The sequence below is a fragment of the Thiohalobacter thiocyanaticus genome, from assembly GCF_002356355.1.
GTDB lineage: Bacteria > Pseudomonadota > Gammaproteobacteria > Thiohalobacterales > Thiohalobacteraceae > Thiohalobacter > Thiohalobacter thiocyanaticus_A.
On record NZ_AP018052.1, the window covers coordinates 2,423,600 to 2,443,050 of the forward strand.

The window sequence follows — 19,451 nt, forward strand, 5'->3', positions numbered from 1 at the left end:
AGGATCAGTCGTGCGCGATGGGCTTGTCGGTGAACAGGTAGTCGCGCAGTTCCTCGTCGAACTTGGGATCGCGCCGGCGGATCCATTCCAGAACCATGGCGGCGTGTTCCTTCTCCTCGTCGCGGTTGTGCTTGAGAATGGCGCGCAGCTCGTCGTCCTTGCAGGCGGTGACCCGCTGGTTGTACCAGTCCACCGCTTCCAGTTCCTCCATCAGGGAGGTGATGGCGCGATGCATATCGCGGGTCTCGTCATCCAGTTCCTCGACAGGTTCATGGTAACCTTCGTTCGCCACGCTGTTTCTCCTTCGCTGGTTTTCGGACAATGGGATCGGGGCACCCGATCGTGCGGCCATCCTACCCCATCCGGTGAAAACCGGACAATCAACTCCCCGACCGACGTCCGACAGCTTGCGATACTGCGGCTGACAGCGTTAATATAATAAAGTTACCGGCACGGTCCCGCCCGCTCAGGGGTAACAAACTCCCAGCCAGCCGGGAAAGCCCGTCTCCCGCAGGTCCAAGTCACTGTTTTTCCGACACCCAATCCCCACCGGAAATAATGTTGACTATTTTGGTCAACAATTATTAGAATACCCGACCAATTAGCTAAGGAAATTCGTCGGGGCCCGACACCCGGGAACCCACCGGAAAGTGGCAAAAATTGTACAATCCGGCTGGGATTCACCGTCGTCGCGAGACGACAGGACCGCGCCGCCGACCGCAACGGCCCCCCTGAACCAGGCCGGGCCCGGGCCAGCATCTTAAAGCAGGCAGCACCGAACACGCATCGGGTCTGCCGGGAGAGGAGCTCAATCGATGAGTACCGGAACCGAACAAGTCGACGAACTGATCCGCCAGGAATACGAGCACGGGTTTGTCACCGAAATCGAATCCGAGACCATTCCGCCGGGGCTCAACGAGGACGTGATCCGGCAGATCTCCGCCCGCAAGAACGAGCCCGAGTGGCTGCTCGAGTGGCGGCTGGAGGCCTATCGGCAGTGGCTGACCATGACCAAGCCCGAGTGGGCCTCGGTGCATCATCCGGACATCGACTTCCAGGCCATCTCCTATTACTCCTCGCCCAAGAAGAAGGACGGGCCCAAGAGCCTGGACGAGGTCGACCCCACCCTGCTGGAGACCTACGAGAAGCTGGGCATCCCGCTGGAGGAACAGAAGGCCCTGGCCGGCGTGGCGGTGGACGCGGTGTTCGACAGCGTCTCGGTGGCGACCACCTTCAAGGAGAAGCTGGCCGAGGCCGGCGTGATCTTCTGCTCCATCTCCGAGGCGGTGCAGGAGCATCCCGAGCTGGTCAAACAGTACCTGGGCTCGGTGGTGCCGGCGCGCGACAACTACTTCGCCGCCCTGAACACGGCCGTGTTCACCGACGGCACCTTTGTCTACATCCCCAAGGACACCCGCTGCCCGATGGAGCTGTCCACCTATTTCCGCATCAACGCGGCCAATACCGGCCAGTTCGAGCGCACCCTGATCATCGCCGACGACCGCAGCACGGTGAGCTACCTCGAGGGCTGCACCGCGCCCATGCGCGACGAGAACCAGCTGCACGCCGCCGTGGTCGAGCTGGTCGCGCTGGAGGATGCCTATATCAAGTATTCCACGGTGCAGAACTGGTACCCGGGCGACGAGCAGGGCAAGGGCGGCATCTACAACTTCGTCACCAAGCGCGGCGACTGCCGCGGCGACCGCTCGCACATCTCCTGGACCCAGGTCGAGACCGGCTCGGCCATCACCTGGAAGTATCCCAGCTGCATCCTGCGCGGCGACGACTCGCGCGGTGAGTTCTATTCCGTGGCCGTGACCAAGGGCCGCCAGCAGGCCGATACCGGCACCAAGATGATCCACATGGGCCGCAACACCCGCAGCACCATCGTCTCCAAGGGCATCTCGGCCGCCCACAGCAGCAATGCCTATCGCGGCCTGGTGCGCATGGCCCCGAAGGCCGAAAACGCGCGCAACCACACCCAGTGCGACTCGCTGCTGATCGGCGACAAGTGCGCCGCCCACACCTATCCCTACATGGAGGTGCGCAACCCGACCGCCAAGGTCGAGCACGAGGCGACCACCTCCAAGATCGGCGAGGACCAGCTCTTCTACTGCCGCCAGCGCGGCATGTCGGAAGAGGACGCCGTCTCCATGATCGTCAACGGCTTCTGCAAGGAAGTGTTCCAGGAGCTGCCCATGGAATTCGCCGCCGAGGCCCAGAAACTGTTGAGTGTCAGCCTGGAAGGCGCTGTCGGCTGAACCGAACCCGGATTAACGCAGGAGGATTATCAACATGCTGCTTTCTATCAAGGATCTCACGGTCGACGTCGACGGCCAGCCCATCCTCAAGGGCCTGAACCTGGAGGTCAACGCCGGCGAGGTGCACGCCATCATGGGCCCCAACGGCTCCGGCAAGAGCACCCTCGCCCATGTCCTGTCCGGCCGCGACGGCTACGAGGTCACCGGCGGCGAGGTCAGGTTCGAGGATCAGGACCTGCTCGACCTGGAGGTCGAGGAGCGCGCCCGCAAGGGCCTGTTCCTGGCCATGCAGTACCCGGTGGAGCTGCCCGGCGTGAACAACACCGTGTTCCTGCGCGAATCGCTGAATGCCATCCGCGCCGAACGCGGCGAGCCGGCGCTGAGCGCCGTTGATTTCATGAAGCTGATGCAGGAGAAGCTCAAGATCGTCGAGATGAAGCCCGACCTGCTCAAGCGCTCGGTCAATGCCGGCTTCTCCGGCGGTGAGAAGAAACGCAACGAGATCCTGCAGATGGCCGTGCTGGAGCCGAAACTGGCCATCCTGGACGAGACCGACTCGGGTCTGGACATCGACGCCCTGCGCATCGTCGCCGACGGGGTCAACGCCCTGCGCAGCCCCGAGCGCGGCATGATCCTGGTGACCCACTACCAGCGTCTGCTCGACTACATCGAGCCGGACTTCGTCCATGTGCTGGCCAACGGCAGGATCATCCGCTCGGGTGACAAGTCGCTGGCCCTGGAACTGGAAGAGAAGGGCTACAACTGGGTCCTCGAGGAGGCCGCGGCATGAGCGAGGCCCTCAAGCCTGTCGAGCACTACCGCGAGCTGATCGACGCCGCGCGGTCGACGCTGCCGGGCGCCGGCCAGCAGTGGCTGGAGACGCGCCGCCAGGCCGCGGCCGCCCGGTTCGAGGAACAGGGCTTTCCCACCCGCAAGGCCGAGGAGTGGCGCTACAGCAACATCGGCCAGGTGCTGGAACAGCCGTTCCGCTACCGCGACGAGGCCTTCGAGGCCCTGACCGACTCCGACATCGACGAGCTGCTGCTGGTGGAACAGCCCGCGGCCCGGCTGGTGTTCGCCAACGGTCGGCTGGTGCCGCACCTGTCGGCCACCGGCGGCCTGGACAGCGCCGTCAGCCTGATCAGCCTGCGCGATGCCATCGACAGTGACAGCGACTTCGTCGATCAGTGGCTGGGCAAGGCCATCATCGACAATGACCTGGAGACCTTCGAGGCCCTGAACACGGCCCTGCTCAACGACGGCATGTGCCTGTACATCCCGGCCGGGGTCGCCATCGAACAGCCCATCGAGGTGCTGTACCTGTCGGTGGGCCTGGACGAGCCCAGCGTGATGACGCCGCGCAACCTGATCGTGCTGGACCAGGGCGCCAGCGCCCGGCTGGTCGAGCAGTACGCCAGTACCACCGACGCGGCCTACTTCAACAACGGCCTGACCGAGATCATGCTCGGCGAGGACGCCGAACTGGAGCATGACCGGCTGCAGGACGAGGCCGCCCAGGCCTATCACATGAGCGTGATCCACCTGGCCCAGGCCGCGCGCAGCCGCTATCGCGGCATGGTGGCCAGCCTCGGCGGCACCTGGGCGCGCACCGAGTACCACACCGCATTCAGCGCCGAGGAAGCCAACTGCGAACTGGCCGGCTTCTACTTCGCCGGCGACGGCCAGCTCACCGACATCCATCTGGATGTACGCCACCCGGTGCCGCGCTGCAACAGCGAGCAGAAGTTCAAGGGCATCCTGGCCGGCAGGGGCAAGGCGGTGCTGGACGGTCGCATCCGCGTGATCCAGGACGCCCAGCAGACCGAGGCGCACCTGTCCAACGACACCCTGCTGCTGTCGCGCAGCGCCGAGGTCGACACCAAGCCACAGCTGGAGATCTTCGCCGACGACGTCAAGTGCAGTCACGGCACCACGGTCGGTCAGCTGGATCCGATGCAGTTGTTCTACCTGCGCGCCCGCGGCATCAATGCCGACACCGCCCGCAAGATGCTGTGCCTGGGTTTTGCCGACGAGGTGCTGGAAAGCTGTACGGTACCTGCCTTCATCGAGCGGGTCGACCAGAAGCTGCAGCATCGGCTGGCCGATGTGAACATCGACACGACCGCCAGCGGTTAACCACCTGGAAACACGGAGACAAGGCCATGTTTGAACGCATCGCCCGCTTCATCGACAAAGAGGAACTCGACCAGGCCGGTCAGGGCCACAGCGAGCCGGATCAGGACACGCCGCTGGAGGTCGAGGGCGACACCCTTGAGGAGCGTGTCATCGCCGCGCTGCGCACCGTCTATGACCCGGAAATCCCGGTCAATCTGTATGACCTGGGCCTGATCTACAAGATCGTGATCCACCAGGCCAGCGGCAAGGTCGACATCGACATGACCCTCACCGCCCCGGCCTGCCCGGTCGCCGGCAGCATGCCGGGCATGGTGGCCAAGGCGGTCAGGCGCCTGGAAGAGGTCAACGAGGTCAACGTGGAACTGGTCTGGGATCCGCCCTGGACCATGGACCGCATGAGCGACGAGGCCCGGCTTGAACTGGGCATGCTCTGACCCCAGTTTACGCACTACGAGTTTTGACGGGAGGCAATTGATGTCCATACAGCTTACCGAAGCGGCCGCCGAACGCGTCCGCACCATGCTGGCCAAACGCGGCGAAGGCCTCGGGCTGCGCCTGGGCACCCGCAAGAGCGGCTGCAGCGGCTTCGCCTACGTGGTCGATTACGCCGACGAGATCGGTGACGACGACCAGGTATTCGAATGCCATGGCGTGAAGGTCGTAGTCGACAGCAGGAGCATGCCCATGCTCGACGGCATGGAGCTCGACTATGTCCGCCAGAATGCCCTGAACGAGGGTTTCGAGTTCAACAACCCCAACGTCAAGGACAGCTGCGGCTGCGGCGAATCCTTCAGCGTCTGAAGGCCATTCACACCGGGCAGTAACGGGACAGGCATGACCGACCTACAGGAATTCGTCGACACCTTCGAACTGCTGGGCGACTGGGACCAGCGTTACCAGTACCTGATCGAACTGGGCGAGCAGCTGCCGCCCATGCCCGGGGAACTCAAGACCGAGGACAACCGGGTCAAGGGCTGCATGAGCACCGTGCATATACATGCCTACCCCGACCCGGAACAGCCGGGTGCGATCCAGTACCATGGCGACTGCGACACTGCCGTGATCAAGGGCGTTCTGGCCCTGCTGATCCAGCTCTCCAGCGGCCGCAGCGCCGCCGAGATCAATCAACTCGACATGGACGAGATCTTCGAAAAACTCCAGCTCGACGAGCAGCTCTCCCCCAACCGCCATATCGGCGTCTATGCCCTGTTCGAAATGATGAAGAACCAGGCCAGGGCGGCTCAGCAGAACGCCTCAACCCCGGCCTGAACCGGGCGCCGCAAGGGCGGCGAATGGAATATCGACACCCCCCTGCACCGTCACTATAGTCAGTTGAAGGCCGGAACTAATGCCAGGCCGGCGTGTCCTTCTTTCAGGGATCCCTGTCACAGAGACGGGCCGGAACTGCATCCGGATCCGGATACACTGGATTCCCGTCTGCGCGGGAATGACAGTCAGGTACGTCGAAACGGCTTGATACAAGCGCCACCAATACAGGAGGTCGATATGAAGCGGAAGAATTCCACGGGACTCACCCTGCTGCTCGGTCTCGGCATCACGGCCAGCGCCGGCGCCGAGGACATGCTCACCCAGAAGAACATCGGCCTGGATCTGGCCCGCGACATCGCCAACACCGCTGTCATGGACTGCCGCGAAAAGGGCTACCAGGTCAGCGCGGTTGTGGTTGACCGCAACGGCAACCTGCGTGCGGCCCTGCGCGACGACCTGGCCCCGCGCTTCACCCTGCAGATCTCGGAGGAGAAGGCCAACGCCGTCATCATGGGTGGCGTGGATACCGGTACCCTGATCAGTAACCGCGGCGACATCGCCCGCGAGCTCAACCATATCGACGGTCTGATCATGATGCGCGGCGGGGTCGAGATCCGCTCCGGCGGCAGCCTGATCGGCGCGGTGGGCGTGAGCGGCGCCCCGGGCGGCGACATCGACGAGGAATGCGCGGCCAATGCGGTGAAGGAATACGAGATGCGGCTGGAGTTCGCGGACTGATCTGAACAGGAACAGGGGCAAGAACAAGAGCGCCACGGAATACACGGAAAGCACGGACATAATTGATGACAAGTCGGAGGGCAATATTTGAGATTCCCTGTCATTCCGGCGCAGGCCGGAATCCAGAAACCACTGTGGTCAATGGATTCCGGCCTGCGCCGGAATGACGAGCCTCGAGTCAGGCGGGCCCTGTTCAGTTTTTACCAATATATTTTCCGTGTATTCCGTGTATTCCGTGGCGCTCTTGTCTCTCACAACAACGGCCGGGTCTTCTCCGCCACCGCCTCCCAGGCGAATTCGCGCTGCACCCGCTCCAGGGCATTGCGACTGAGACGACGCGCCAGCGCCTCGTCGCCGAGGATGCGCGCCAGCGCTTCGGTCACCTGATTGAGGTCGGCACCCTCGATGCGCAGCCCGGTCTCATCGTCCAGCACCGCCGATCCGGTGCCGCCCGCCTGACCGGCGATGGCTGGCGTACCGCAGGCCGCGGCCTCGATGAACACCATGCCGAAGCCCTCGGTGTCGCCGCCGATCTCGCGGTTGGGCATGGCGAACACATCCGCCGCGTTATACCAGCGCGGCAGATCCTCCGGGCTCACATGCCCGAGCAGGTGCACCCGCTCGCTCATCCCCTGTTCCGCGGCCAGACGGCGCAGGTAATCCTCGTCCTCGCCGATCCCGATCAGGGCATAGTGCACGTCGATGCCACGCTCGTGCAGCGCCGGCAGTGCCTGGATCACCTGGTCGAATCCCTTGCGCCGGGTCAGCCGGCCCACTGAGAGTATCAGCTTGGCGCCCTCGGCACCGATGCCGCGACGCAGATCTCCGATCTCCAGGCCGGGCCGGAAACGCCGGGTATCCACCCCGGGATAGATCAACCGGATGCGCGCCGCATCCACTCCCCTGACCAGCAGCAGATCCCGGGTGAAACGGCTGTTGGCGACCACGGTATCGGCATGGCGGTAGACGAAACGCAGCACGCGCTGCTTCAGCGGCGTGTTCCAGGTGGTGATCTCCTCGCCGTGGGCGTAGATCACCACCGGCTTGCCCAGCAGGCGACCGACCAGCAGCGCCACCATCCCCTCGGGCAATACCCGCCCGGCGTGCAGCGTGGCCACCGGTTGCCGCAATGTGATCGCAAAGGCCCGCCACAGCAGCTTGGCGTACATGGCCAGTGATTCAGGCCGCAACCACCAGTGCCGGGTCAGGCTGACACGGTGAATGGAGTTGGGATGATCGGCATCATGCGCCCGGCTGCCCGGCACCTCTGCCGTCAGGATATGGATATTCTTCCCTCCCAGACGCCGGTAAACCTCATCGAACCAGACCGCCGTGCCGCCCTTGGTCGGCAGGAACAATTCACTGATGACCAAGGCGGCCTTGTCCTGTAACTGGCTCATGCCTGCATCCCGGGGTCCAGGCCGCGCGGCCTAGGGCGCTGCATCCATGCCCGGAACGGTCGGCGGTGGCGCTGATGCAGCCGCTCCCTCCTGTTCTGCCTGACCGGGTTCGGGCGTCTGATCCTGGCGCCGGGACATCTCACCCAGTCTGCGCTGCAGAATAACGGCATCCGGAACAACCGCCAGCCCCTCCTGCAGCACCTGGCGAGCCGGCTCCGCCTTGCCGCGATCCAGATAGAAATCACTGAGCGCGGCATAGGCGGGCACATAATCCCGTTTGAGTTCGATGGCATGGCGCAGGGCCCGCTGTGCCTCGTGGTCGCGGCCGAGGCGCTGCAGCACCCGTGCCTTCTTCAGGTACAGTTCCGGCATCAGGACGAACCCCCTTGAGGCCCGGCTTTCCATGTATTCCAGATTGTTGAGGGCCGCTTCGTATTCACCTGAGGCCTGACGCGAGCCCAGGGGTTGACGATCGCCCCGCAGCAGCAGCAGCATGCCCTGGCAATAGTGATGCATGTGGAAATAGTCACTGCCGAACACGGAACGCCAGCGCTGGACCTCGGGATGCGCCAGGTCATTGCCCCAGCGCTGGGCACGCGGGACGCAGTAGGGCGGCAGCAGGCTGAGCTCCGCCGCCGAGGGATTGAAGGATCCAATGGCGCCGACGCCCGCCGGCAGCAGCAGGGGCGCGGCAAGGAAAATCCGCAGGCATTTCAACCAGTGCATGCTAGGCCCTTTAAAGTTTGTACAGATCGCGCCGATCGACTTTAGCATAATGAATTGACGAAAAAACCCAATACGGACCGCGGCGGCGGCAAGTGGACTTTTGTCAACAGTTCCAGGATCATACCGCAATCGACATTCGACCGGTTAGAACGCCCGCAACAACTGCAACCATACCTTAGAAGGACCTGTTCCGGAATGACCAACCTGTGCGGATGGATCGGCTTCACGGCCGGCCGGGCCCAGACCACGGAAATGGCCGAGGCCATGCTCTCGGCCTGTCCGCTGACGCCTGTGAATCGTTGTGTCCGCGAGCCGGCCTTCTGCGCCACGGCCGGACCGGCCGGGCAGGTGGTGGAAAGCCGCGGACTGCTCATCGCCCTGGCCGGCCAGCCCCGCTGGCAGCGTGAGACGCTGGAGGCGAAGGCCCTCGCCGAGCGTCTGGCCGGCGCCTTTCTCGAGCGCGGCCCGGCCTGTCTGGATCAGGTGCATGGTCACTTTGCACTCGCGATCATCGACCCGGCCCGCGCCACCGTCCTGTTGGCCACTGACCGGCTGGGGATCCATCCGCTGGCCTATCAGATCACCGCCGACGGCGTGGTGTTCGGGAGTTCCCTCAACAGCCTGCGCCGGCACCCGGACTTCATCGCCGACATCAATCCCCAGGCCCTGTTCGACTATCTCTATTTCCACATGGTGCCCAGCCCCGTCACCATCTACCGCCATACCTCCAAGCTCCTGCCCGGCCAGTACGTGCTGATCGAGGCGGATCGTTTCGATGCCGGATTCTACTGGCATCCCGAGTACCGGGACCGCCATGATCCGGAAGCTGCGCTGGCGACGGAACTCAAGACGCATCTGCACAACGCCGTCGAGCGCTGTCTGGATCCCGCCCTCGCCCCCACCGGCGCCTTTCTCAGCGGCGGTCTGGACAGCAGCACCGTGACCGGTGTCTATGCCGGTCTGACCGACAGTCCGGTGCAGGCCTATTCCATCGGCTTCGAGGCCGAGGGTTATGACGAAACCCCCTTCGCCCGCACCAGCGCCGATCATTTCGGCGCCCGGCTCAACACCTATTACGTCACGCCGGAGGATGTCACCAGCGCCCTGCCCCTGCTGGCACGCGCCTATGACGAGCCCTTCGGCAACGCCTCCGCCGTCGGCGCCTACTATTGCGCCCGTTTCGCCCGTGATGAGGGCATACGTTGCCTGCTGGCAGGCGACGGCGGAGATGAGTTGTTCGCCGGTAACGCCCGCTACGCCAAGCAGAAGGTGTTCGCCGTCTATGATGCCCTGCCCGGCATCCTGAAGCGGTCCCTGATCGAGCCGCTGGCGCTGCATCTGCCGCAGGGGGTTCCGCCGCTGCGCAAGCTCCGCAGCTATGTGGAACAGGCCCGCCTGCCCATGCCCGAACGCATGGAAAGCTACAACTTTCTGCATCGGACCCCGCTGCAGGAAATCTTCACCGCCGATTTCCTGGAGGGGATTGCCCCGGACGACCCGATCCGGAACATCCGCGAGGCCTACCAGCGCGCCGACTCGGACTCCATGCTCAAGAGCATGCTGCATCTGGACTGGAAGATCACCCTGGCCGACAATGACCTGCGCAAGGTCAGCCATACCTGCCAACTGGCCGGTGTGGAGGTCCGCTATCCCATGCTGGACCAGGAACTGGTGGAATTCAGCACCGGCATCCCCGACCGGCTGTTGATGCGGGGCCTGGAACTGCGTTCCTTCTACAAACGTTCACTGAGGGACTTCCTGCCGGCTGCGACGCTGGAGAAGAGCAAGCACGGTTTCGGACTGCCCTTCGGCGTCTGGATGTCCGAGGACCAACAGCTGCGCGAACTTGCCTATGACTCCCTGGCCGGATTCCGCCGCCGCGGCTATCTCAATCCCGGCTACCTGGACCGCCTGACCGACGCCCACCGCGACGGCCATTCCGCCTACTACGGCGTGATGATCTGGGTCATCATGATGCTGGAACTCTGGCTGCAGGAACACGCCTGAGCATGCTCCGGTCGCTGCTGTATTCACTGCGCTCCGAGGTGAACACCCGGCGGCTGCTGTCCGGCCTGCGCCGCGAACTTGCAACCGACACCCCCCTGCTGCTGGTGCATCAGATGGGTCGGGTCGGCTCCATGACCCTGGTCAACACGCTGCGCGCGATGCAGCTGCCCTGGCCGATCTATCACACTCATTACCTGAACCCGGACAATCTCGCCCGCAACATTGAGCGCCGGCAGAAGGTGCAGTGGTTTGTCTGGCAGCGACACCTGCGAGTGGCCCGCCTGCTCAGTGCGGCCATCACCCATCGTCTCGATGCCCGCCAGTGGTATATCGTATCCACCATACGCGAACCCGTCGGGCGCAACCTGTCCAACTTCATCCTCGACATCGAACGCTTCCACATCCCCGGTTTCTTCCGCCGCTATGAACGGGGCGAGATCGGCGTTGACCAGGCGCTGGAGGTCTTCTTCCGGGACTTCAACCACGACGCCCACACCGACTGGATTCGCGACGAACTCAACGCCAATTTCGGCCTTGATGTCTATCGGGAGCCGTTCGATCCGGCGCAGGGCTACCAGATCCTGCACCGCGACAATGTGCATGTACTGATCTTCCAGCTGGAGCGTTTCGACGAAGTGTTCAAGGCCGGGCTGGAGGCCTTCTTCGGCCGACCGGCGCCGGCGCGGCCCGTGCATACCCACATCAGCAGCGACGATGCACGGGCCGGCACCGCCTACCGCGAGATGCTCTCACGCATCCGACTGCCGCAGGATTACATCGAGCGCCTGTACGATTCCGAGTACATGCGGCATTTCTATACGCCCGAGCAGATCCGGGCCTTCCGCGACAAGTGGCGAAGGTCGGGCCCTTAGCAGAAACTCGCTCACTTGAACTCGCCGCTGCCGTCATCCCGGCGCAGGCCGGGATCCAGGGATCGCGGCGGTGACTGGATTCCGGCCTGCGCCGGAATGACGGTGATCGGCTGGCAGATGCCATTCGCCCTCTGGCCGCGCAGCTCCCATGACAGCCGACGATATCCGCTGTCTCCTATGCGCCTGACGGGGCCGCGCGTTGCCGGCGCCGCCCTCCTTTCGCCGATTGCGCCTCCGGTTGCGCTTGCGGTACTTGTGCCAGCTGCTGCCGCACCAGCACCCTGAGGATGACGATCATCGCAATCAGGTGATAATAAAGATCGAAATAAGCCAGCCCCAGAAAGGCGCCGGCGCTGGCATACCCCGCCAGGCTCACCTGGATCATCGCCGCCAGGTCCCGCGACCAGAGCAGATCCCCTCGCTCACGGGTATTGCGGATGATCCAGGTCGCCGATCGCCAGGTGAAGGAACCCAGCAGCAGGTAGATCAACAGGCCGGCAAAGCCGTGTTCGCCCAGCACCTCGAAGTAGATACTGTGCGCATCCTTGACGTCGTGCGGATCAGGGGCATAGTAGCGGAAATTGCGCCAGTGGAAGGCCTCGAAGCCGCCGCCGACCAGGGGGCGGTCCTGCGCCAGGTTGACGGCGAAGTGCCAGGCATTGATCCGGCCCTGGGCGGATTGATCCTCCTCATACTCCTTGATGGTATGCATGCGTTCGAACCAACTCTCGGGCATGACGGTCATCGCCACCGGCACCATCAGAGCCGCGAGAAGCAGCAGGGCGAAGCGCCGCCGGCTCTTCAGGATAAGCACCACCGCCATGACCGCCAGCCCGACCAGGGCACCGCGCGACTGGGTCCCGAGGATGGCGATCACGGTCAGCGCCATGGCCGCGGTGAACAGGTTGCGCTGCCATTTCCTGTCCCGCTGCAGCTGCAGGTAGCGCATCAGCGGCAGCGTCATGATCATGGCCAGCCCCAGTTCGTTGTTGCCGCCGATGAAGGAACCCAGCGGCCCCATGACGTGATAGCCGCCGCCGGTCATCAGGGTGAAGATACCCCCCTTCACCCCGTAGAATCCGAGCGAGAGCACGATCACCCACACCAGGAGATCGAGCCGGTCCCGATGCAGCATCAGCATCATGGTGACGAAGGTCATCACCTGGATCTTGACCACCTTCTCCAGCTGCAGGACGGAATACTCCTGCTGCAATGAAAATACGGTGGTCAGGCACATCCACAGCACGAATAACAGCAGCACAGCCGTTTCCCGGCTCCAGGGCAGGCGGATCTTCTCCTTCATGAACAGCATGGCGACCAGGGTGGTGGCGCCGATGATCATGGCGAAGGGTGCCTCGCGGGCGAAACCATAGGCCAGACGGTGCGGGTTCATGTAGCCGATCCAGGACCAGGCCAGGATGCCGATGTAAGGACGCCGGAGGATCAACGGCAGCAGTGCCAGCACGGCCACGGTGACAGCGATATCGCGAATCGGCATCTAGACGTTCCTTCCCTGTTGCGAGTCCACCTGACTGACCACATAACGGTACTTGCCGCTGCGCTCGGGCGGGATGCTGTCGACCTGCTCCACCCGGATCTCGACCCCTTCACCCAACCGCTGACCGAAGGCGGCCCTGATCTGCCCGATCGCGGCCGGATCGAAACCGGCATCGGTGACCAGCAGCACCCGGGTGAGATCGAGCGACTCCTGCACGATCTTGAAGGCCTGCACGCCGGGCCGGTCACGCACCTCGTAGATGAGCGCCAGCCCGTGCATCACCGTGCCGTCACGGGCGACGATGAAATCCGTGGTCCGCCCCTGGATTTCCTCCAGCAGCGGCAGTCCCCGGCCGCAGCTGCAGGCAGCGCTGCCGAGCACGGCGACATCGCCCGTGCGATAACGGATGAAGGGAAAATCCCGCGTGGCAAGGTGCGTCACCACGACCTCGCCCGCCGTGCCCGGCGGGACCGGCTCACCGTTCGCGTCCACTGTCTCGACAATGATGTCCTCGGCGGTGATGTGCATCCCGCCCGCGGGGCACTCGTGGGCAATGAAGCCGGCGTCGCGGCCGCCATAGCCGTTGGCCACCGGACAGCCGAACACGCGCTCGATCAGCTGGCGTTGATCCGGATACAGGCGCTCCGAGGTCACAAAGGCGACCCGGATGCCGAGATCGTCGAGCCGGCTGCCATCGGCCTCGGCCTGGCGGGCGATATGGGCGAACGCCGACGGGTAGCCGAACAGCATGCGCGGACGGAAACGACGGATCTGGTCGATGAAGCCCGCCACCTTCTCCGGCGACATCTCGAACGCCGCCAGCAGCCGGGTGCGCATCAGGCCATCACGCAGCCTGCGGAGGCGATCCTGTGCGCCCAACTCGATGGGCGAGCCCCACATGACGATCTCGCGATCGCCGATATCCACGTCCCACCAGCGGGTGGCGCGCCACTTGGCGGCGACATCGTGGCTGACCCGTTCGGTTCCGATGTAGAAGATCAACGGCTCACCGCTGGAACCGCCGGTGTTGAACCGGGCCAGGCCGCGGGCATCCCGCGCCTTGAGCCCGTCCAGATGGGCGCGGATGTCGGCCTTGCCCAGCAGCGGCAGCGACTGCAGGTCGGCGACATCGGTCACCGTCGCCGGATCAAAACCGTGGTCGGCGAACAGTCTCTGGTAATAGGGCACCCGGCGGCCGGCATGCAGCAGCAGCGCGCGCAGCCGCTCCAGCCGGTATTCGGCCAATTGTGCCGTCGGCCACCATTGCGAGGCCTCCAGCGCGCGGCGCACCGCCACCGTACTGTGGCCCTTGAGCCGTTCCTGCAAAGGAAACAGCAGGCCGGAGACCAGCCGGGTGTAGACGCCGCTCATGCCGCCTCCCCGGGCGCAGCCGGCAGCAGTGCGTGAAACCGTGCCAGCAGGGCATCACATTCCGCCCGCACTGCGGGCTCGATCGCCGGCGGCTGGCGTTTGCCGACCGAACTGGCCACCACCCGGCGGCTGTGCCAGGGCCGGTACGGCAGCCCGAGGAAGGCGAAGATGCGGGCGAACTCGGCCTGCGGCATCGCCACCAGTCGCTCGTAGCTGACCAGCAGCACCTTCTCGTCCCGGTCGAAACCCTGCTCGAAGAACAACACATTGCGCAGATACCACATCAGGGCGGCACCGCTGGCATCACTGAGTTCCGGACCCGCAAAGCGCCGCAGGAGGGCCTGGGTGGCATCGGACATGCCCTCGCCGCGCCAGTCGACAGCGAGCTTGTCCTGCGCCAGGCGCCGGATCTGGCTGGCGTGATTGCGGAAGGAGACCAGCATGGAATTGACCACGTCGTCGTAGTGACGCACGATCCAGACGATACGTGTCCCGGGAAAGCGCTGGCGCAGCTGCGGCAGCCGCTGCAGTTCGCACAGGGATTTGATGATGAAATGCGGGGCCCGGCAGCGCGCGTGCAGGGCGGCGATGATATCGGTCTCGCGCATACTGTAGTTGTCGAAGGCACGGGGATCGCGCTCGTGATAGACATCGGTGAGCAGGCTCTGTTCCAGCACATCCATCAGCATGTTGGTACCCGAGCGCTGCACCCCGGCGATGAAACTCACCGCCGCCGGGCCGCGCCGGCGCGGCCCGTGCCAGGCGTGCTGCACCAGCCATTTCAGCCGCAGCCAGAACTCCAGTTCCAGCCGGCCGAGGTAGTAAGCTGTTGCGCGTCGTCCCATCCCCAGCGTCCTGTCACACCTTCCCCAGCACCCGGGCATAGATCCCGAGCAGGGCCTCGACCCGTGTCTCCCAGCGATTGGCGCGGGCGTAGTCGATAATGGCCTGGCGATCCCAGTCATGCTCCAGTGCCGCCGCCAGCGCGGCCCGCAGCGCCTCGCCGTCGCCGAAGGGCACGATGCGGCCGAGTTCCGGCGCATTGACCACCTCGGCATTGCCGCCCACGTCGGTGGCCACCACGGGCAGGCCGCAGGCCATGGCCTCGAGGATCACGTTGGCCCAGCCCTCGTTGCGGGTGGCCAGTACGAACACATCGGCGGCGCTGAGCACGCCCTTGAGCTGCTCCGGCGGCAGGCTGCCGAGAAACTGCACCTGCGCCTCCAGCCCCAGAGTCGCCACCTGCGCCTTGAGTCGGTCGCTCCAGTCGCCCTCGGCGCTCGGCCCGCCGACCACCAGATAGCGCAACCCGGGGAACCGCTCGCGCAGCTGCGGCAGCTGCTCGATCACCCGGTGAAAGCCCTTGCGTTCGCACAGCCCGCCCACGGTAACCAGCACCTGCGCCTGCGCCGGCAGACCCAGCCGGCGGCGCGCCTCGTGCCGGTCCACCGGCTGGAACCGGTCGGTGTCCACGCCGTTCCCCACCACCGTGGCCTTGTCCGGTGATACCCCCAGTCCGATCGCCACCCGGCGCAGGGAATCCGACACGCTGATGACATGGCTCGCCCCCCGCAGCGCCTGCAGCAGCCGCGGCCGCAGGCCGGGGGTGCGGCTGTGGCGCGGCTCGGTGCCGCGCAGGGTCAGGGTCACCGGACGCCGCAGCCAGCGTCCCAGACGCACGGCGGCATAGCCGTCGGGATAGCCGAAATGGGCATCGACCAGGTCCACCCGGCCCTGCCGGTCCAGACGGCGCAGCAGCCGGCGGCTGCCCAGCGCCAGCATCAGGCCGTCGAAGCGCCGGCCGATTCCGGGCAGCGCCAGAAAGCGCGGATGGTACACCTCGATGCCCTGCTGGATCTCGTGCCGCGGGGCGGGCGGACGGTAATGCGGCCGGAAGCGGCGGATCAGCCCCTGCAGCGGAAACCAGGGCACGGGCGCCACCACGGTGAGCGGGCAGTGGGCGGCGACCCGGAACATGCGCTCGCGGATGAACAGGCCGGCGTGCGGCTGGCCGGGGTGCGGAAACAGGGTGGTGAACACCAGCAGCCGCGGTCCCCCGCTCATCCCGCCGCACCCTGGAGCAGGCGCGTGTACACGGATTGATAACGCCCGACGCTGACGGCCCAGTTGCGTTCCTGCTCCACGAAGTCCCGGCCCGCCCGGCGTCTTCCGGGCCAGTTGTGGCGGTCATCCAGCAGCGCCAGCACGGCGCGGGTCAGGGCCTGCGGATCACCGGCGCGGAACAGCTGCCCGGTCACCCCGTCCTCGATCAGTTCGCGGTGCCCGCCCACGTCCGAGGCCACCACCAGCTTGCCCTGGGCCATGGCCTCGAGCGGCTTGAGCGGCGTGACCAGCTCGGTCAGGCGCATGGGCAGGCGCGGATAGACGAAGGCATCCACCAGGCTGTAGTAGCGATGCACCTGGTCGTGCGGCACCCGGCCGACGAAGATGACCTGCGCCTCGAGTCCGAGTCCGGCGACGCGGGCCTTGAGCTTCTCCGCCTGCGGTCCGCCGCCCACCAGCAGCAATCTGATGTCGGCGCGCGCCCGCAGCAGGCCCGGCATCGCCTCCAGCAGCAGCGCCAGGCCCTCGTAGGCATAGAAGGAGCCGATGAAACCCAGCACGACTTTGTCTTCCAGGCCGAGTTCGGCAGCCAGTCCCGCGTCCCGCGGCAGATCGAACGCGAAGCGTTCGATATCCACGGCATTGGGGATGACGGTGATCTTTCCTGCTGCGACTCCACGGGCGACCAGATCACCGCGCAGCCCCTCGCAGATGGTGGTCACGGCGTCGGCGCGGCGCACCACATGGGTCTCCAGGGCGCGGGTCAGGCGATAGCGCAGATCGCCCTCGCGGCTGGTGCCGTGATCGACCGCGGCGTCCTCCCAGAAGGCACGGATCTCGTAGACCACCGGCAGTCCGAACTCGCGCCCGGCGCGCAGGGCGGCCAGACCGTTCAGGGCCGGTGAATGGGCATGCAGGATATCGGGCCGCTCGCGCGGGATGACCTCGCGCAGCCGGGCCAGGGTCGCCTGCACCACCGCCCACTGATCCAGCGGCGGGATGCGTGTGAGCGGCCCGCTCGGCGTGCGGCTGCGATAGAAATGCAGCCCGTCGCTGTCCTCCTCGCCGCCGTCGACCCCGGCCGGGGCATTGTGCTTGGGGCTGGTCAGGTGTGCCGTCTCCCAGCCCAGCCGGTGCTGCTGGGTCAGGATGGCCCGGGTGCGGAAGGTATAGCCGCTGTGCAGCGGGATGGAATGGTCGAGCACATGCAGGATCTTCATGCGTTCATGACCTGGCGCTGGAAGGAGGCATACATCAGCAGCGACCAGAGCACGGCGCTGTGATCGCGCTGGCCCGACTGGTGCTGATCGACCAGCCGGCGGATGAAGTCCGGATTGAACAGGCCGGTGTCCAGCAGGTCGGGACCGAGCAGGCTGCGGCGGACCTTCTCCCGCAGCGGGCCGCGGAACCAGGCCGCCAGCGGCACGGCGAAGCCCATCTTCTTCCGGTACAGGATGTCATCGGGCAGGTAGCGCTCCATGGCCCGCTTGAAGATCAGCTTGCCCTCGCGCTTGTGCAGCTTCAGCTGCGGCGGCAGGCCCGAGACCCATTCCACGAACTTGTGGTCCAGCACCGGTACCCGCACCTCCAGGCTGTGGGCCATGCTGGCCCGATCCACCTTGGTCAGGATATCCCCGGCGAGATAGGTCTTCATGTCCAGGTACTGGACCCGGGACAGGGGATGCTCGGGCGCGTTGTCCAGGTAGCGCCGGAACACCTCGATGCCGCGATAGCCGCCCAGGTCCCGGTTCAGTTCGGTGCTGTAAAGTTGGCGGCGCAGCGCATCCGGCAGGATGGAGAAGTTGTGGAAATAGCCCTCCAGGCTGTCGCGCGCCAGCGCCTGGAAGGTGGATTTGGCCCGCAGGTAGCGCGGCGCCCAGTCCAGCTTGGGGTACAGGCGCCCGGCAGTACCGAACAGCGGCCCGCGCAGCCAGCCCGGCAGCAGGCCGCGGAAGCGCTCCTCGTCCATATGCCAGCGATAGCGACGGTAACCGGCGAAGTTCTCGTCGCCGCCGTCGCCGGACAGCGCCACCGTCACCCGCCGCTTCGCCAGTTCGCACACCCGGTAGGTGGGCATGGCGGAACTGTCGGCGTAGGGCTCGTCATACAGGGTAGCCAGCCGGTCGATCAGTTCGAAGTCGTCCGGATTGACCTCCTCGACCTGGTGCCGGGTGTGATACTGCTCGGCCACCCGGGCGGCATACTCGCTTTCGTTGAAAGCCGGATCGCCGAAGGAGATGGAGCAGGTGTTGACAGGACCGTCGGACAGGCCGGCCATGAGCGCGACCACGGCACTGGAGTCGACCCCGCCGGAAAGAAAGGCCCCCAGCGGCACCTCGGCGATCATGCGGATATTGACCGCCTCGCGCAGCCGCTCGACCAGTTCGCGTTTGGCCTCCTCCGGGTTGCGCAGGCCGTTGTCCTGGAACGGCACGTCCCAGTAGGCGCGCGGCGCCGACGGGGCCTCGCCGCGCCGCAGTGTCAGGCAGTGCGCCGGCGGCAGCTTGCTGACCTGTTTGAAGATGCTGCGCGGATCGGGGATATAGCCGAAGGCGAAGTAATCCTCCACCGCATAGGGATCGATTTCGCGCGACAGCACCGGGTCGCACAGCAGCGATTTGATCTCGGAGGCAAACAGCAGGCGCCCGTCGGGCAGCAGCGCATAATGCAGCGGCTTGATGCCCAGCCGGTCGCGGGCCAGGAACAGGGTCTGGTGATTGCGATCCCAGATGGCGAAGGCGAACATGCCGCGGAACCGCTCGACGCAGGCCTCGCCCCACTCCTCCCAGGCATGCACGATGACCTCGGTGTCGCAGCGGGTCCGGAACCGGTGCCCGGCCTTGATCAGTTCATCGGTCAACTCGTGGAAGTTGTAGATCTCGCCGTTGTAGACCACGGCCACGCTGCCGTCCTCATTGAACAGCGGCTGATGACCGCCGGAGAGGTCGATGATGGACAGGCGCCGGTGCGCCAGACCGACGCCGGGCTCCACATGCACGCCGCCCTCGTCGGGGCCGCGATGGAACTGCAACTCGTTCATGCGCGAGAGCAGACCCTCGTCGATGGACATCATTCCCCGGGTATCGAATATACCGGCTATGCCGCACAT

The 19,451-nt window shown here is 65.3% G+C and carries 18 protein-coding genes; 9 read left to right on the forward strand and 9 right to left on the reverse strand.

Annotated elements, in window-relative coordinates; all coding sequences use genetic code 11:
• Window positions 1-4 precede the first annotated feature (4 nt).
• The gene (locus CFK21_RS11260; protein ID WP_096366748.1) at window positions 5-292 is read right to left on the reverse strand and encodes an encapsulin-associated ferritin-like protein; all 288 of its coding nucleotides are present in this window, start codon (window positions 290-292) and stop codon (window positions 5-7) included.
• Window positions 293-815: 523 nt separating this feature from the next.
• On the opposite strand from CFK21_RS11260, the gene sufB reads away from it, so the two are divergent.
• The 7 genes from sufB (at window position 816) to CFK21_RS11295 (ending at window position 6,404) form a co-directional block, all read left to right on the forward strand.
• Window positions 816-2,261, forward strand: coding sequence for a Fe-S cluster assembly protein SufB (sufB, locus tag CFK21_RS11265; protein ID WP_096366749.1), 1,446 nt, complete (start codon window positions 816-818; stop codon window positions 2,259-2,261).
• 37 nt (window positions 2,262-2,298) lie between these two features.
• Window positions 2,299-3,051, forward strand: a complete 753-nt coding sequence (gene sufC / locus CFK21_RS11270) for a Fe-S cluster assembly ATPase SufC (protein ID WP_096367595.1) — start codon at window positions 2,299-2,301, stop codon at window positions 3,049-3,051.
• A complete protein-coding gene (sufD, locus tag CFK21_RS11275) occupies window positions 3,048-4,397 on the forward strand; it encodes a Fe-S cluster assembly protein SufD (RefSeq protein WP_096366750.1) in 1,350 nt (449 codons plus the stop codon). Before sufC ends, sufD begins: the two co-directional genes overlap by 4 nt.
• Window positions 4,398-4,423: 26 nt before the next feature.
• Window positions 4,424-4,831, forward strand: a complete 408-nt coding sequence (locus CFK21_RS11280) for an SUF system Fe-S cluster assembly protein (RefSeq protein WP_096366751.1) — start codon at window positions 4,424-4,426, stop codon at window positions 4,829-4,831.
• 40 nt (window positions 4,832-4,871) lie between these two features.
• The gene (iscA, locus tag CFK21_RS11285; RefSeq protein WP_096366752.1) at window positions 4,872-5,198 is read left to right on the forward strand and encodes an iron-sulfur cluster assembly protein IscA; all 327 of its coding nucleotides are present in this window, start codon (window positions 4,872-4,874) and stop codon (window positions 5,196-5,198) included.
• Window positions 5,199-5,231: 33 nt separating this feature from the next.
• Window positions 5,232-5,666: a SufE family protein gene (locus CFK21_RS11290; RefSeq protein ID WP_096366753.1), complete on the forward strand. Its 435-nt coding sequence runs from the start codon at window positions 5,232-5,234 to the stop codon at window positions 5,664-5,666.
• 237 nt (window positions 5,667-5,903) lie between these two features.
• Window positions 5,904-6,404 (forward strand): GlcG/HbpS family heme-binding protein, encoded by a 501-nt coding sequence (locus CFK21_RS11295; protein WP_096366754.1) that lies wholly within the window; start codon window positions 5,904-5,906, stop codon window positions 6,402-6,404.
• 251 nt (window positions 6,405-6,655) lie between these two features.
• Here CFK21_RS11295 and CFK21_RS11300 read toward each other — a convergent pair whose 3' ends face one another.
• Entirely contained in the window at window positions 6,656-7,804 is a 1,149-nt protein-coding gene (locus CFK21_RS11300; RefSeq protein WP_096366755.1) for a glycosyltransferase family 4 protein, read from the reverse strand.
• Window positions 7,805-7,834: 30 nt separating this feature from the next.
• Window positions 7,835-8,530, reverse strand: coding sequence for a tetratricopeptide repeat protein (locus tag CFK21_RS11305; protein ID WP_157745634.1), 696 nt, complete (start codon window positions 8,528-8,530; stop codon window positions 7,835-7,837).
• Between the two features lie 195 nt (window positions 8,531-8,725).
• Here CFK21_RS11305 and CFK21_RS11310 point away from each other — a divergent pair, with 195 nt between their 5' ends.
• Both CFK21_RS11310 and CFK21_RS11315 read left to right on the forward strand, forming a co-directional pair.
• Window positions 8,726-10,537, forward strand: coding sequence for an asparagine synthetase B family protein (locus CFK21_RS11310; protein ID WP_096366757.1), 1,812 nt, complete (start codon window positions 8,726-8,728; stop codon window positions 10,535-10,537).
• Between the two features lie 2 nt (window positions 10,538-10,539).
• The gene (locus CFK21_RS11315; protein WP_096366758.1) at window positions 10,540-11,409 is read left to right on the forward strand and encodes a putative capsular polysaccharide synthesis family protein; all 870 of its coding nucleotides are present in this window, start codon (window positions 10,540-10,542) and stop codon (window positions 11,407-11,409) included.
• Between the two features lie 175 nt (window positions 11,410-11,584).
• Here CFK21_RS11315 and CFK21_RS11320 read toward each other — a convergent pair whose 3' ends face one another.
• Genes CFK21_RS11320 through CFK21_RS11345 form a run of 6 tightly spaced genes read right to left on the reverse strand, consistent with a single transcriptional unit; the run spans window position 11,585 to window position 19,451 of the window.
• Window positions 11,585-12,907 (reverse strand): putative O-glycosylation ligase, exosortase A system-associated, encoded by a 1,323-nt coding sequence (locus CFK21_RS11320; RefSeq protein WP_096366759.1) that lies wholly within the window; start codon window positions 12,905-12,907, stop codon window positions 11,585-11,587.
• A complete protein-coding gene (locus CFK21_RS11325) occupies window positions 12,908-14,278 on the reverse strand; it encodes a phenylacetate--CoA ligase family protein (RefSeq protein WP_096366760.1) in 1,371 nt (456 codons plus the stop codon).
• Window positions 14,275-15,123 (reverse strand): sulfotransferase family protein, encoded by an 849-nt coding sequence (locus tag CFK21_RS11330; protein ID WP_157745636.1) that lies wholly within the window; start codon window positions 15,121-15,123, stop codon window positions 14,275-14,277. Before CFK21_RS11330 ends, CFK21_RS11325 begins: the two co-directional genes overlap by 4 nt.
• Window positions 15,124-15,136: 13 nt before the next feature.
• Entirely contained in the window at window positions 15,137-16,342 is a 1,206-nt protein-coding gene (locus CFK21_RS11335) for a glycosyltransferase (protein WP_096366762.1), read from the reverse strand.
• A complete protein-coding gene (locus CFK21_RS11340; protein ID WP_096366763.1) occupies window positions 16,339-17,562 on the reverse strand; it encodes a TIGR04063 family PEP-CTERM/XrtA system glycosyltransferase in 1,224 nt (407 codons plus the stop codon). Before CFK21_RS11340 ends, CFK21_RS11335 begins: the two co-directional genes overlap by 4 nt.
• Entirely contained in the window at window positions 17,559-19,451 is a 1,893-nt protein-coding gene (locus CFK21_RS11345) for an XrtA/PEP-CTERM system amidotransferase (protein ID WP_096366764.1), read from the reverse strand. The genes CFK21_RS11340 and CFK21_RS11345 overlap by 4 nt, the downstream gene beginning before the upstream one ends.

Excerpts from the sequence above, each read along its gene's own strand:
- CFK21_RS11305 (WP_157745634.1), bottom strand. The coding sequence starts at position 8,530 with ATGCACTGGTTGAAATGCCTGCGGATTTTCCTTGCCGCGCCCCTGCTG.
- CFK21_RS11335 (WP_096366762.1), bottom strand. The coding sequence starts at position 16,342 with ATGAGCGGGGGACCGCGGCTGCTGGTGTTCACCACCCTGTTTCCGCAC.
- CFK21_RS11345 (WP_096366764.1), bottom strand. The coding sequence starts at position 19,451 with ATGTGCGGCATAGCCGGTATATTCGATACCCGGGGAATGATGTCCATC.
- CFK21_RS11340 (WP_096366763.1), bottom strand. The coding sequence starts at position 17,562 with ATGAAGATCCTGCATGTGCTCGACCATTCCATCCCGCTGCACAGCGGC.
- CFK21_RS11290 (WP_096366753.1), top strand. The coding sequence starts at position 5,232 with ATGACCGACCTACAGGAATTCGTCGACACCTTCGAACTGCTGGGCGAC.
- sufB (WP_096366749.1), top strand. The coding sequence starts at position 816 with ATGAGTACCGGAACCGAACAAGTCGACGAACTGATCCGCCAGGAATAC.
- CFK21_RS11320 (WP_096366759.1), bottom strand. The coding sequence starts at position 12,907 with ATGCCGATTCGCGATATCGCTGTCACCGTGGCCGTGCTGGCACTGCTG.
- CFK21_RS11315 (WP_096366758.1), top strand. The coding sequence starts at position 10,540 with ATGCTCCGGTCGCTGCTGTATTCACTGCGCTCCGAGGTGAACACCCGG.
- CFK21_RS11280 (WP_096366751.1), top strand. The coding sequence starts at position 4,424 with ATGTTTGAACGCATCGCCCGCTTCATCGACAAAGAGGAACTCGACCAG.
- CFK21_RS11310 (WP_096366757.1), top strand. The coding sequence starts at position 8,726 with ATGACCAACCTGTGCGGATGGATCGGCTTCACGGCCGGCCGGGCCCAG.
- CFK21_RS11330 (WP_157745636.1), bottom strand. The coding sequence starts at position 15,123 with ATGGGACGACGCGCAACAGCTTACTACCTCGGCCGGCTGGAACTGGAG.
- CFK21_RS11325 (WP_096366760.1), bottom strand. The coding sequence starts at position 14,278 with ATGAGCGGCGTCTACACCCGGCTGGTCTCCGGCCTGCTGTTTCCTTTG.
- sufD (WP_096366750.1), top strand. The coding sequence starts at position 3,048 with ATGAGCGAGGCCCTCAAGCCTGTCGAGCACTACCGCGAGCTGATCGAC.
- CFK21_RS11300 (WP_096366755.1), bottom strand. The coding sequence starts at position 7,804 with ATGAGCCAGTTACAGGACAAGGCCGCCTTGGTCATCAGTGAATTGTTC.
- CFK21_RS11295 (WP_096366754.1), top strand. The coding sequence starts at position 5,904 with ATGAAGCGGAAGAATTCCACGGGACTCACCCTGCTGCTCGGTCTCGGC.
- iscA (WP_096366752.1), top strand. The coding sequence starts at position 4,872 with ATGTCCATACAGCTTACCGAAGCGGCCGCCGAACGCGTCCGCACCATG.